This is a genomic window from Arhodomonas sp. KWT (assembly GCF_010993615.1).
The window spans coordinates 10,321-25,627 of sequence record NZ_WNXE01000005.1; the positions used below are offsets into that span (position 1 = coordinate 10,321).

General features: G+C 70.4%; 1 protein-coding gene. It reads right to left on the minus strand.

Annotation, left to right across the window (positions count from 1 at the left end):
* On the minus strand, window positions 1-15,264 hold a 15,264-nt coding region (locus tag G7A99_RS02310; protein ID WP_163138762.1), incomplete at its 3' end, for a leukotoxin LktA family filamentous adhesin.
* Window positions 15,265-15,307: the final 43 nt, after the last annotated feature.

Here is a 15,307-nt window from a genome sequence, read left to right on the forward strand (position 1 = left end):
CGTGCCGGTCACGCTGGAGGCGGCGAGGGTCATGTCCGCCACGGCGCCGGCGTAAGGCAGTGCCGCCAGCCAGGCGTCACCACCGACATCGAGGGCGATATCACCGCCGGTGATGTCCAGGGCCTCGCCGGCATCGCCCACGTCGCCACTGACGTTCAGCGACACCGGGCCGCCGGCCTGGATATCGATCCCCTGGTCGGCGCCGGCGAGGAAATCGCCGCCGTCGACCCACAGGCCCACGCCCGCGTCGGAGACGATGCGCTGGAGCGTGAGGGTGCCGTCCTGGCGGATGTAGACGCCGTTGGAACCGCGGGCGGTGAGGCGGTCGGCGACATTGACCTGCACCGGGTCGGCCGCCGTGCCCAGGGTGCCGCTGCCGGACTCCAGGATGACGCGGTTGCCGTCCACCACCACCTGCCCGGGGGCCGCCGTAAGCACGTCGCCGGCGGTCTTGATCCGCACGGCACCGCCGCTGACGTCCTCGACGTTGATATCCTGCTGGCCGCCGAGGAACACATCGGAACCGGAAACCGCGGTGACGGCGGCGCCGGCGTCCACGTCCACGTCCTCACGCTGGCGGATGCGGATGGTGTCGTCGGTGATGTCGAGGTCGTCCGGCTCCGCCGCGGCCAGGGCGATACGCTGCTCATCGGTGAGGCTCACCGAGCCGCCGCTGAGGTCGATGACGATCTCGTCGGCGGTCTCGGCGCCGATGCGATCGGCGACGAGGTCCAGCCGGCCGCCGGCGACGAAGTTCTCTTCCTCGATACGGGTGGTGGTATCCGTCGTGCCCTTGGCGAGCCCGGCACCGATCCGGCTTTCAAGCTGCTCGGTGGTCCAGACCGAGCCCTGCGAGAGCGAGTCGCGGTCCGCGCTGGTGAGCGTATAGCTGAAGTCGGGATCGTAATCGGCGGCAGCGGGATCGTTGAGCACCTCATTGTGCATGGCGAGTATCGCGGACTCGCGCTGCTGCTCCAGGTCGTCGATGGCCGACTGGGCGACGCCATCGTCGAGCAGGCGCTGGCGCTCGCTGCCCGGGAGCTGATAGTCGAAGGTATCCGGATCGAAGCTGTCGGCGACATAGTCGCCGTTGCCGTCCTGGTGGACGTTGCGCGCCTCCCAGTAGAGCCGGTAGACCCGCTCCTGGCGGGCCGCGTAGGCGTCCTCCTGGATGGCGACGGCGTCCGCCGCACCGTCCTCGGCGCGCAGGTCCATGCCCTCCCACACGTCGAGCAGCTCGCTGCGGGCCCGCTCGTCCCGGCGCTGGGTCGTGTTGGCGTCGACGATGTCGCCGTCGACCACCCGGGCACTCACATCCCCGCCGCGGCCGACGATCCGGTCGACACGCAGGTCACCGGCGGTCTCGGTGACGTGGGCGTCGCCGGAGGCGGTGACCGTTACCGTGCCTTCCCCGCCGACGCTGGAGTCGAGCCGCACCGGGACCGCCGACGTGCCCACGCTGCCCGCCCCGGAGCCCAGCGAGATACTGCGACCACTGACCACCGCGCCGGAACCGGCGGTGCCGGCGACGACCACGTCGCCGCCGGCATTGAGGTTGACGTTGCCGTTGCCGGAGGCCACCCGCTCCAGCGGCGTACGCCCCGTGGCATTGACGTTCACGTCGCCGTGATCCGTCACCGCGCGGAGGGCATCGCCGGCATTGACCGTAAAGTTGTCGATGCCGCTGACCGCGTCGATGTCGATACGATTGGCGGCGATACGGGCGCCGTCGCTCACACCGGTCACGGAGCCGGTGTCCACTGCGACACTGCCGTTGGGCGCGACAACCCCACCACCGAGTGTCAGCCGTGAACCACCATTGTCGACATTGATTACCGGGCTGTCCTGGCCGGTAAACTCGATATCGACCGGGTTATCGGCAGCGACGGAATGCCGGTAGATCGTTCGCAGACCGCGGGTTTCCACGAGCTTGTAGTGATAGCGGGTTTCCCAGCATACGCCGGGGGAACTCGTCACGCATTCGGACCAGCTGCGCTCATAGTCTTTGACCCAGTCGTCCCGGGTGATATCGACCTGGCCCTGCCCCACCCGTTCCGTCGTAATGAACTCGCCGTCGGGCAACGGCGCGGAGCTGAGGGTCTTGGTATCGATTTTCTCCCAGTCCGCCTCGCCACTGGGAATGAACCCGATCGCCGTGTCGCTGTAGCGCCGCGTCGTGCGCCTCTCACGCGAGTCCGTGCCGGTGAGCCAGGCGTACTTGAGGTGAGCGTCCGGCGTGTACTGCGCCGAACGGCTGTCCTGGTTCGTGTGATCCAGGGCCATCGAGCCGTCGCTCTGCTCCTTGTAAACCCGGACGTCGTTACCGAGGCGCTTGTAGAGGGTGGTGGTCGCACTGCCGTTCCCGCTGGCGGAGTCCGTGTCGTTGATCCGCAGGGTGCCCTCGATATCGTTACCGGCATTCAGGGCGTTGGCATGGAGGTCATAGCCGGTGTCGTTCGTGATATCGATGCGGCCGTAACCGTCGAGCACCTTGAGCTTGCCGATGGTCTGGATATCGGCGTCGTCACTGGCATTGCTGGCAGAGAAACTGTAGCCGCCAGTCTCAATGTTTATCCGGCCAGCACTGCTGAGATAGCTCTTCTTGCCGTTGAAATCGGGCATCTCCCTCACAGCCGCGCCCTCAAGGCGGTACTCCTCGCTACCACCATCAAAGACAACACGAACCTCGTCAGAGCCAATAGACCGCGTCGCCAACGTTACAGTGGAGTCATTAGTAATGGCGCTATTGATATCGCTGAAGTGTTTCACCCCCAAGGTCGTCAGACTCGTGTCCCAGAACGTCCCCTTGCCGGTATTCATGATCTTGCCGGACAGCTCCATGTAGCCGCCCTTGACCTCGACGTTCCCCAGCTCCAGGCGGTTGGTGCGGACGTCGTAGACCACCGACGGCGTGCCGGCCGCATTATCGCGCTCGCGCACCGTGAAGGTGGGATCCGGACTGGCACCCGCGTACCGCGCCAACCAGTAGCTCGTCCGGAAGCTGTCGATCGCAGCCCGATCGTTGCTGTCGAGATTAAGGTCCCACTCGGGGATCCCGCTTTGGACGGTTGCGTTGAGGTTGAGATACCGGGCTGAGGCAATGAGGTTATTGCCCGCGACAAGCACCCCGCCATAGCCGCCCGAACGGGGATCGCCGCCAACATGCCTGAAGGTATCCACGTAAGAGAGCGTCAGCGAATTCCCGGCGGCGATGTCCACGGTGTTCGCCCGGATGTTGCCGGTAACACGGACGTTGCCGGTCTTGCTCTCGATCTCGACCTTGCCGCGAAGGTTGCGAATGTCGCCGGATACGTAGATCGACGGATCCACCGTGCCGGCGTTACTCACAGTGACGTTCTGTGGCGGATTGTCGAGACCCGGCTCGAACGTGGAATCAACGCTGATCAGGGGGTCCGGCGAGTTCTGGGCCGTCTCGATGGTCGAGAACGCCGCGCCATTGCCCGCGTTGAGGTTGTTCAGATCGGCATTGCCGGATACCGAGGTATAGTTGAACGTCAGTTCGCCCCCGGCGTCGCCGGGGATCTCAAGACCGGTGATGTCGAGGAACGCCGGGCTGTCGTTGTTGATGTCGATACGTGCATCACCCGGGGCATGCAATTCGCCGCCCCCCTCGAGGCTGTCACCGATGACATGGATGGAGCCAGGGCGGGCCAGGATCGGATCCACCTCGATGAACTCGACCTCATAGCCGCTCCGACCGGGTGACTCCTCACTCTGGCCGCTCAGTTTCGCGACCTGACGTTCGAGCAGGCGTATCTCGGCCTCGTAGGAGTTCTTGGCGGCCTCGACCCCGGAGTAGCTGTCCAGCAACTCGTAGAGCTCGTCAATGCGGTCCTGAAGCTCGCTCACTAGGTCCCGCGTCTCGCGGGTAAACGTAATGCCGTCGCTCTGCTCGGTTGCGGTGAAGTCACGTCCGATGGTCAGCGTCTGATGCGAGTGCACGCCGGTGAGCACGTCGCCATCGACCTGCACGCGGTCGGTGCTGGCGTCCTCGGTATTCTGGTAGGTGATCTCCAGGGAGATGTCGTCGGCCCCGACCAGGTCGCCGATAGCGTTGGCGATGTCCTCCGCGGCCTTGCGGTAGAGGTCCGTACCGGTGCCGGAGCCGGTGAGCAGGCGGCGGCCGTCATCGGCGTAGAGCTCGACGTCGCGCACGCTGCGCACCTTCGCGTTGCTGGCGAGCGTGATCAGGTTGGACTGATCGGCGATGGCGTCCGCCACCGGGTCCGTCTCCACCGGGAACGCGGTCTTGTTCCACAGCTCGGTGCGGGCGGTGAGATCGAACAGCCCCTGAGTGCCGTCGGCATCGCGTCCGGCATAGATGGCGGTGTCGCCCCAGGACTTCGTGCGCGCGCCGCCCGCGACATCCACCCGGTTGGTGACCGCCGCCTTCGTGCGGCTCTTGCCCTGTGCCGCGCCAGCACCGCCGTACGTCTTGACGTTCGCGCGGGCATCCAGATCGGCGGTGGTATAGGCCGCGAGCACGAGGTCGCCGACCGTCTCCAGGGTCGCGTTGCCGACGGAGACGCCGGCCACCGCACCGTCCATGTCCACCAGGGACTCCGCCTTCGCGACGGAGATCGCCCCGCCGGAATCCAGCTTCACCCGCTGATCGGCCTGCACGTCGTTGACGGACTCCAGCACCAGGCGGTGACCGGGCTCGCGCCAGTCGCCGTAGACGTCCAGGACGGCGTTGTCGCCGACGGTGACATCGGTGTGCGGCGCGATATGGCTGTCCGCCTCTACCGCCGGGGCGTCGATCACGCCGCCGGAGCCCGAGGTGATGTCGTAGTCGGTATCCTTGGGCCTGCGGACGTCGGTCTGCGCGGTCACCTGGGCGGAACCGGCGGCCAGGTGGGCGCCGCCGGCGATCGTCGCATCGACGTCGGTAGTGATGTCGTGATCCGCGCGGGCACCGCTCGCCCCGACCACGGAGGCCTGCACGCTGTCCACCCGGCCGTCGTAGCGCGAGGTGTGGTAGGCACGCACGCGCAGCGCGTCGCTGACCAGGGGATCGTCGGTGATGCCCGCCGCCACGCTGGCCCGGGTCACGGCCTCGTCGTCGGTTTCCACCTTGGAGGCGGCCCCCGAGACCACGCCGCCGCTGCCGGCGGTGGCGCGGCCGGTGGCGTCGTTCTCGCTGACCGCCCGGACCTCGAGCGTACCGATACCGCCGTGCTGGCCGGCGGGCCCGTCGAGGATGGCCTTGGTGGTGACGCTGTTCGTGGCGTAGGAGAGATTGGCGCCCGCGGCCACGATACCGACGGAGTAGCCGGTGGCCTCGCTGTACTGGCCGGTGGTGGCGCCCGCCGTCACCGAGACGTCGGCGCCCGGCAGGGTCACATCCCCCACCTCGGCGCGGACCTCGCCGGTGCTCGTCGCCGTGGACTTGGTGGCGTTCACGCCGACCAGGCCGCCCGCGGAGGCGCCGCGGGCGAAGGCGCAGGCATCGACGGCGCCCGCCCCCGGACAGGCGGGGTCGGAGGAAAAGCTGCCGTCCAGGCCGTTGTCCGCGATGTCGGCATCGTCGGCGTCCGCCGTGCCGCGGCTCGCCGAGACATCCAGGGAGTCCGCCCGGACGTCGGCGTTGTCCTCGACCACGGCAACCGCACCGGCGCCCGCCGTCGCCTCGGCAATGGATGCCGCCGCCGAGAGGTAGCCGCCGAGCGCGATGCCGAGGGCATCCGCCGTCACGCGGGAGCGCGCGGAGGCGTCGACGGAGACGCCGCCGGAGACGTTCACGGCGGTGCCCGTCCTGATCCGCGCGTCCGCGGCGACCTTGTCCGCCGCCACCACGCCGGTGCCGGAGGCACCGGCGAGGAAACCGCCGGCACCGGCCCATCCTCGGGCGCCGGTAACGGCGTCGGTCGCCGCGCTGAGGCCGACGTCGCGGAACCCGGTCACCGGGCTGTCGGCGTCCAGGAAGGCGTCCACGGTGCCGTCGCGTTTCGCGCCGGAATAGACGGCGGCGACGCCGATCCCGCCGGAGAGCGCCGCGCCGTAGGCACTGGTGGAGACGCTGGAGCCGTCGCTTGCGATCACGTCGAGGTCACCGCCGTTGCCGGTGACCGTGCTGTTGCGCACCCGGGCGGTCACGGTGTCGTCGAGCCGCGCGTCGGCGATGTTCACCGCGACACCGCCGAAGCCGCCGACCGAGCCCACGTAGGAATGCAGCAGCGCGGCGTAATCGTCGCCGAGGTCGTCGGCGTCCGCCTTCACGGTGATCCCGTCACCGGAGACCGTGCTGTCATCGATCTCGGCGGTGACCTCGCTGTAGACCCGGGTGAAACCGATGCCCACGCCGACGCCCACGGTGCCGCCGACACCCAGCGCACCCGTGATGTTCTCCGTGGCGGTCGCATTGGTCGCGGTCACGGAGACGTCGCCGCCGGCGTCCACGTCGCTGGCGATGATCCGCGCGGCCGTCTCGTCGGCGCTGCGGTTGCGGTACCGGCCGCCGGTGTCATAGGCGGTGCTGTCCTCCAGCGTGGTCCCGGCATCGCGGGTACCGCCGGTGCCGTCGTCGTACGCGAGGGTATCCGAGGTCGTGGTCTCGAGCTCGGCGTCCGGGTCGGAATTGGCCTGGAGCGGGTTGTCGTACTTGCCGGAGGAATTGCCGGTCTTCCCGCCGCTGGTCAGGCCGTCGATCTCCGAGAGCGTGCCGCTGCCGCCCTTGTCCAGCTCCTCGTCCGGGCTGCCGTAGTCCTCGCTGTCACTGGTCACGGTGCCGTCGCCGAGGATGATGACGCCCGCCGAACCCGCCAGCCCCACGTTCACGCCGGCGCCGCCGGCCACGGAGGTGAGGAACAGGTCGGCGTCGCGGCGCGCATCCACGTTGACGTCGCCGCTGGCGAGGACATCGGCACCGTTGATCTCGGCGCGCGTGCCACTCTGCACCAGGATCACGCCGGCGCCCGCCCCGGCACCGGCACCCCCGCTGACCTCGACACCCAGCGCGCCCGCCACCGTGTTCAGGGTCACGTCGTCGCCGGCGTTCACATCAAGGCCGCCCACCGCGTCGCCGTCTGTCCCGACCGTGGCGTCCTCGACGGTGGCCTCCGTGGTATTGCGTACGTAGCCGAGGGAGCCGGCGCCCGCGACCGCGCCGCCGGCGGCCAGTGAGGCCGCCGCGGCCGCCGTGGTGAGAGTCGTGGTCGCATCCGCGTCCACCGTCACCTGCCCGGGGGTGAGCACCCGCGTGCCCGCACCGGTGATGCGGGCCACGGTCGTCGCCTCGGTAACCCCCACGCCGAAGGCGGCGCCAGCCCCCACGGCGCCCACCGAGGCGGCGCCGCCGGTGGTGGCGACGCTGACGTCCGACTCGGAGCGTACGGAGACGTCGCCGCCGGCGTCCACGTCGCTGCCGCCGTCGACCAGCGACTCGGTGTTCCCCTGCGCGACCGCGAGGGCGACGGAGCCGGACACGGCCCCGCCGGCGGCGGTCGCCCCGGCCGCGAAGCCGGCGACCGCCTGGGTCGAGCGGGCATCCACCGATACGGCGTCGCCGGCGTTGACCGTCGCACCGTGGAGCCCCGCGTGGGTGGTGCGCTTGATCACGTTGGCGTCCATCGCCCCCGCGACCCCGGCCCAGCCGCCACCCGAGGCGGCGAGGACGTAGTCCACGTCGAACACGTGGCTGCTCGCGCCCACGGTGACGTCCGCGCCGGAGGCCGGCGTGCCGTCGGCGGCCGCGTTGATCGTGGCGTTCTCGATCTCCGCGCGGGTCGCGCCGGCCACCACGTTGACGTTGCCCACCGCCGCGCCGGAGCCGGAGCCGGTCAGCCGCGGGACCGTGGCCGAGACCGCGGTACCGAGCACGCCCACCTGCTGGATGCTGCTCGCGCGCACCGCCAGGCCGTTGACGTCCTCCTCGTTCTCGGCGAGGTCGTTCACCGGACTGAAGTCCTCCGGGTCGGACCAGGCCCCCGGATCCGGCGCATCCCCGGCGATGGTGCCGTCGGAGACGGTGATGTCGTCGCCGGCGTCCCCGCCCAGGGCGGACACCCGCGTGGCGCCGCCGGTGATGGCCGCCGAGGTCTCGCCCTCCATGAGGTTGAAGGTCGCCGTACCGGCGACCCCGGTGCGGCCGCCGAAGCCGGCGGCGCCGCCGAGCACGCGCACGACGCTGCGGTCGCGGGCGGTGACCGCGAGGTCGTCGGCCGCCACGACGTGCGCGCCCTGCTCGATCCGCGCCCTGGTCGTCGCAGTGACGATGTTGGTCGCCACCGAGCCGGCGACACCGGCCTGGCCGGCGGCGGAGCCGCTCACCGCCACGGTCTTGATCTCCGGCCGGGCAAGCGCGTCCACGCGGATGTCGTTGCCGCGGTAGGCACCGTCGCCGGATTCGCCACGGATATACGCGCTGACGGCCGTGCCGATCCGGTTGATCCCGGCGGCCACACCCACGCCCGCCGATCCGCCGCCACTCACCTGCCCCGCCAGCGACTCGATGGTCGCGGCGTCGGTGGCGCGCACGGTGGTGTCCTGGCCGTCGTCGCTGGAGGCCGTATTCTCGACGCCCGCCTCGACGGTGCCGTCAAGAATGTTGGTGGTATTGGAGCCGGAGACACCCACCGATCCCGCGAGCGAGCCGGCGACGCCGGCGGAACGGATGGTCCCGTCCTGGCGCGCGAGCACGTCCACGCTGTCGCTGACGTCGAGCACGCTCCCGGTGAGCAGGGCGCTGCGGCTGCCCTTGATGGTGTTGACCGTCACCCCGGCGCCCACGGCCGCGCTGCCGGAGGCGTTCGCCGCTCCCGCCAGGGCGTCGATCTCCGTGGCCCCGTCGTTCGCGGTCACCGACAGGCTGCCGGCGGTGACGTCGGCATCGTCCGCCTGCGCGGTCTCGGTGCGCAGCACCGTATTGACCGCCAGCGAGCCGCCGATGGCCGCCGAGCCGGCGGCACCGCCGGCGACGGCCGCGGAGACCAGGCGCGTCGTGCCGTTCTCGTAGCCGCCGGCGGCGACGTCGACGTCGCCGGTGCCGACGTCCGCCGTGCTACCCGTGAGCGTCGCGGTGCGACTGCCCTTGATGGTGTTGATCGACCCCGCAAAGCCTACTGCGGCATTACCGCTCGCCGAGAACGAGCCGGCCAGGCTCCAGATGCTGCGCCCGCCGCGCGCCGCGACCTCGAGGCCGCCGGCGTTGACCGTGCTGCCACTGACACGGGCCTCCTCCTCGCCCAGCAGGGTGTTGATGGTCAGCGACCCGGACACCGCGACGTTGCCGGACGCGCCACCGGCGACCGCACCGGTACGCACGTTCGCGTCCGCCTCGCTGGCCACCTGGACGTCGCCGTCCGCGGTGACGTCGCTGTCGTCGACGGCGACGGTCTGATCCCGGTCGATGGTGTTCACGGAGAACGCACCGCCGATCGCCGCGGTACCGGCCCCGCCGACCTGTCCGGCGAAGGACCAGATGCCGGAGAGCGGGTCACCGCCGTCGGTGGCGTTCACGCGCAGGCTCGCGGTGTCGATATCGCTGCCCTGATCGACCGTGGCGCCGGTGGTGCCCACCAGGTCGCTGGCCACCAGGGAGCCACCCACGGAGGTGTTGCCCGCGGCGCCGCCGGAGACTGCCAGGGTCCGCACCGCCGAGCGTCGGCGGGCGTCCACGGAGACCGCCCACGGCGCCTGATCCGTGGCCGAGGCGGACGTCGTGATATCGGCAGCGCGTACCCGCGCCGCCACGTCACCGCCGATGCTGTTGTAGCCGAGGGAGGCACCAATGGCGACCTTGCCGGAGGCGGAGAGGCTGCCGATGAAGGAATACAGCTCGCCGTCGGCGGCCGCGTCCACGTCCACCCGGGCGGCGTTGACCACCGCGCGGTGCTGGTCGGCGGCGAGGCCGTCGCGCTCGGCCCCCACCCGCGCGGTGACGTCCGCGCGGATGACGTTGGCGATCGCCGAGCCGGCGAAGCTCGCCTGGTTGCCGGCGGCGGCGCCGACGGCCATGCCGAGTATCGCCGCGTTGTTGGCGGCGCGGACGTCGACGTCACCGCCGGCGGTGACGTCCGCGTCGCCGATCACGGCGGTGTAGGCGCTGTCCACGTAGGTGAAGCCGAACGCGAGCCCGCCGGCCGGTCCGTTGGTGCTGCCCTGGGCGCTGACCGCGGCACCGAGGATCATCTCCCCGGAGAGATCGCCGTCGAACACCGTGGCGGTGCCGTCGTCGTTGTCGGTCTCGACCTCCTGCTGCAGCCGGCTGTCGCCGGTGAGCCCGGAGGCGCCGGTGAGCCACGCGCTGCTGTCCCCCGGTGCGGTGAGATACCCGGCCAGCGGCGAGAACCCGTCGACGCCCTCCGCGTGGACGGTCACGTCGCCGTCGGCATTGATGCTGGCACGGCTGCCGTCGCGCTCGTCGATCTCCGCGGTAAGGGTGTTGTCGACATAGGCGCCGTAGAACGAGCCACCGATCGCCACCCGGCCGCCAGCGCCGGCGGTGAACGCGCCGAGCAGGATCTGGCTGGACGAGAGCCCGAGCACGTCGACGTCGTTGAACCCGGAGAGCGCGCTCCCGCCGATACGGGCGGTGGTGTCGTTGCCGATCCACGCCGCGGTGGCGGCAGCGCCGAACCCGCCGCTCTGCTGGCCGGCGGCGGCGAAGAACGCGCCGCCGCCGTTCAGGATGCGCGAACGGTCGAAGGCCACCGTCGTGACGTCCGGCGCGGTGCCGTCTCCGTCCGCGTCCACGGCGGTGACGTCGCTGCCATCGATGGCGGCAGTGGTGCTCCCGTCCACCAGGCTGAGGGATGCCGAACCGGCGATGGACACGGCGGCGCTGCCCGAGCTGCCGCTACTCACCGCGAGACCCAGGCCCACCGCCACCTGGTCGCCGGCATTGGCCGCCTGCACGTTCACGGTGCCGGCGCGATCCGCCGTGGTGTCGATCATCCGCGCGCTGGTGTCGTTCTCGAGCCAGTTGATCGCGGCCGCGCCGGCGATCGCCGAGGAGAACTTCGAGCTGTTGCCGCCCACGCTCAGCGCGCCGGACCCCGCCGCACCGATGAGATCGGTGTTGTTGACCGCGCGCAGGGTGATGTCCGTGTCGCTGCTATTGTCCGGCGCGTGCACGGTGACGTTGGCGATCTCGGCCGCGGTATCGATGCGGGAACGGTTGAAGACCCCCGAGCCGGCCAAGGCCAGGCTGAATTTGCTGTTGCTGCGCTGCTGGCTGCCGTTGCTGCCGGACAGGGACTGCTGGCTGTTGTTGCCGCCGGAGCGCTGCTCCAGGCGGGAACCGGTGTTGCTGAGCGTGCTCCCGGCGCCGTTGCTGTTGCTGCCGTCGTTCTGCGGATCGCTCACCCGCCCCTGGGTGCTGCTCTGCGCCGAGCTGCTGGTGTTATTGGCGTCACTGCGCTGGGTGCCGGTCATGCCCTGCTTTTGCGAGTTCTTCTGCCGGGCGACCGCCGCGGCCACCCCGAGCCCGACCACGCGACCGGACGTGTCCGCCGTGACCACGAGATCGCCCGTGGTCAGCACGCCGCCACCGTCGGGCAGCGACAGGCCACCGGTGTCCAGCGGGGGCGGCAGAAGGTTGTCGCCACTACTGCCGATATCCCCGATCGCCGCGCTGGTATCCGTCTCGACGTCGTGGACGAACACGCTCGCGCCCACGCCGGCATTGCTGGAGAGGGTCACCGCGCCGGCGAGACCGTAGGCCTGCAGGGACTGGTCCGCATTGACGCCGATGCGCCCGGCATCGACCGTGGCGCTGTCGGCGATGACGGCATCGGTATCGTTGTCCACCTGGGTGAGACCGAACACGCCGGAGACACCGATGCTCGCGCCCTTGCCCGCCGCCGGCAGGACCTGGACGACGAGGTCGTCCGCGTGGGCGTTCACGCCCAGGCCGTTGCCGCCCGCGTCGATGACCGCTTCGTCGGCGATGCCGGCGCTGGTGGTCGCATCCAGGTCGATCCAGGAGAACGCACCGCCGACACCGACCGAGCTCGAGGAGCTGCCGCCACTGGACGAGGAGCCGCCGGTGAGCTTGTTGAGCACACCGGCCCCGGTGATCACCCCGGTATGCGACAGGGCGCTCACGTCGATGGCCTGGTCGTACTGCCAGTCGGTGCCGTCCGAACCGGCCACGAGCGGCGCGGACCAGGTATCCGGGGTGCCGTCCCCGTCGCCGCGGGCGGTGACGCTGGCACCGTCACCGATCCACGCCTCCGAGGTGTGGTCGACGCCGAAATAGTTGATCGTACCGGCGAGCCCGAGGGAGCCGGCACTCTTGGCCTCGGTCTGCGTGAACGAGGAGAACAGGCTGTTACCCAGATCGAGCACGCCGGTCGCCGCCGAGGCCGTCTCCTTGAGGCTGCTGACCACGTCCGCCGCGGAGTCCCAGTATTCCGGGCCGGTCCAGGCATCCGGATAGTCCACGGTGATCGGCGTTCGCGACTCCGAGCGCACCCCCACGGTGTCCGCGGTGACGGTGGCGTCGTTGCCGATGAGCGCCCGCGCGTGCTGGGTGTGACGGGCGACCGTGAGGCCGGTGCTGATCGTGGTCAACGAACCGCTGGCGCTGGCGCCCTTCACCGCCAGGGTGTTGCTGGCAATGGTACGGATCGCCTGCTGCTTGGTCCGGGCCTGGACCGCGACGCTGCCGTCGGCATTCACGGTGGTGCCATCCTCGATACGCGCATCGGAGCCCACGTCGGTGAGGCCGATGGCCATGGCGGCACCGAGCTGGATCTTGCCGCCGGAGGCGCCGCCGGCCTGCTGGTTGAGCCCGCCGGAGATGCCGCCGCCGACACCGCCGGCCGCCCGGGAGCTGCCACCGCTTGAGCTGACGCGGTTGGTCCGCTTCTTGGCGCTGTCGATCCCGGCGGTCGAGGACACGGCGTTGCCGTCGGTGAGCGAATCCGCGGTCACCCGGACGTCCCTGACGCCGTTGACATCGCTCCCCAGGCGGGCGTCGGCATCGGCGTTGAACTCGCCGAACGCCGCGGTAAGTCCGGCGGTTGGCGCGTCCGGTGCGGACTGCAGCATGAACGACGCGCTCACCGAGTAGGCGTTGCGATCCCGGGCCGTCACTGCAACATCCCGGCCCACGCTCAGGTCGCCGCGAACCACGGCCTCGGTGCTGGTATCGGCATAGCCAATACTGAGCGCGCCGCCCACGGTGGAGGCCGTCTTGTACGAGGTGGAGCCGGAACCGGCGGCGCTGCTGCCCGACTTGGTCGCCTCGCCGCTGGCGCTCGCCGCCGCCTTCAGTGTGTTGTCGCTGCGGGCCTGTACCGCGAGGTCGTTACCGGCGGTAACCGTCGCCCCGGAGGCGACCTCGGCCCGGGTCGTGCCGCTGATCTGGCCGTACATGGCGGCAATACCGATGGGCAGCGCCATGTTGCCCACGGCATTGTCCGCCGCGGTGTCCACGTGCCGGGTGGCGTTGGCGTCCACGGTGACATTCCGCGCCGCGTCGAGGCTGGCACCGGCAGTGACGTCCACCGTCGCGTCCACTTTCGCCACGGAAAACGACGCGGGCAGCTCGTAGCCGAGCTGGCTGAGATCGGTAACATCGTCGAAGCTCGCCTCGATGCGGCCGCTGCCGATGTCCTCGGTGACCACGTCGCTGGCGTTCTGGAGATTGACGAGCTTGATCAGCGACCGTGCCTCCGCGGTCGCCGAGATGTCACGGCCGATGAGCTCACCCGCCACGTCCACGTTCGCGGATACCTGGCTGAAGCCCGACACCTTCCGGTCCACGGCGGTCGCCACCAGCGCCACGTCACCCGCGCTGCCGCTGCCCCGGGCCCCGGCGTCGACCAGCGCCCCGGCCTGGACGTCGATGGTCGCCGTCGGCGTGGTGTCGATGCTGAGGTTGATCTCCGGGTCGCCACCGGCGGTGAGCGTCACATCGCCGGCGCTGTAACTCCCGGTGGCGAAGGTGAGCAGCTGCGCGCCGTTAGTGCCGTCGCCGGTCAGCGTGATGGTGGGCGCATCCAGTGAGATGCTGCCGGAATCACCCTGGGACGCGGACAGGCCGGCGTCATCCCGGTCCGTACCGTCCGACACACCCCCGGCCGTGTCCCGGGTATTGATCACGGCCCCCTGGGCAACGGTGATGCTGTTGGTGGCGGTGAACTCGGCGTTAGTGCCGTCGTAGTCCTCGCGTCCACTGATGGTCAGGTCCGCGGGATCGACCACGAAGGTACCGGCCGTGCCGGTATCCGGCGCGCGGGCAGTAATCTCCACGGCACCGATGTTGACCGATTCGCCCGCGCTGAACTCGATAAACCCGCCGTTGCCGGCCCCGGCACCGTCCGCACTCACGTGCGCCCCGTCCGACATGACCGCATTGCGGTCCGCCCACAGGCCGACCGTGCCGCCGTCACCGTCCGCACCGTCGGCGTCGGCGTCGATGCGCGCGTTGCCGCCGATGTCCAGGTCCCCGCCGGCGGTGACCAGCACGCCGCCGCCGTTGCCGTCGCGCGCCTGCGCGATGACCTCGCCGTCGATCGTCGCGTCACCGGTGGTCACGGCCACCAGCGAGCCGCCCTCCACGCGCAAGGCGTCCGCCTCGGCGAAGCCCTCGACGTTTACCGCTGCGCGGAACGTGGCCTCGGCGCGGTCGCCGTCGGTGGGCGCAGCCCCGGCGTTCACGGTGCCGGTCTGCTCGTAGCGCGTGCCCACGATGCGCACGCCCTTGTCCGCATTGACCTCGCCGTCGATGCGGATGACGCCGTCGCCGGAGACCGGGAACGCGCCGCGCACGAGCGCGTCGACGGCACTGCCGTCGCCGTCGATGTCCTCGACCACGCGGTCCATGAAATCCGCCGTGGGCGCCGCCACCGCGAGGCTGCCGGCGTTCACCGTGCCGCTCGCGCCGACCACGAAGCCGTGGGGGTCGGCGAACAGCAGCTCGCCGCCCACCGCGCCGTTGCGGATGGCGTTGAGCTCGCCGTTCACGACCGCGCGGCTGTCGTGCACGAGGTTGATCAGCCGCCGGGTTCCCGCCGGCAGCTTCATATTGGTGGTATTGCCGCGGCGCACGCGGAAATGCTTGAAATCGTTGAAGCCGTTTTCCCCACGCACGGTGTCCGTGGACACCGTGGTGGTGTCGCCGTCACGCACCACCCGGGTGGCGGTCTCCCCGGTGATGACGATGTCCTTGCCGGCCGCTGCTGGCGCACTCGCCAACGCCGAGACGACCGCTGCGAGGGACAGGGCACAGCCGCCGCCCACCCGGGCGGCCGCGATCCGGGAGGCGGCTACGGTCGGATTCGCTCGATAACGCATGGCTGTCGGCACCGTTCGTGTTCTGTCTGGGGGCCGGCCCGAT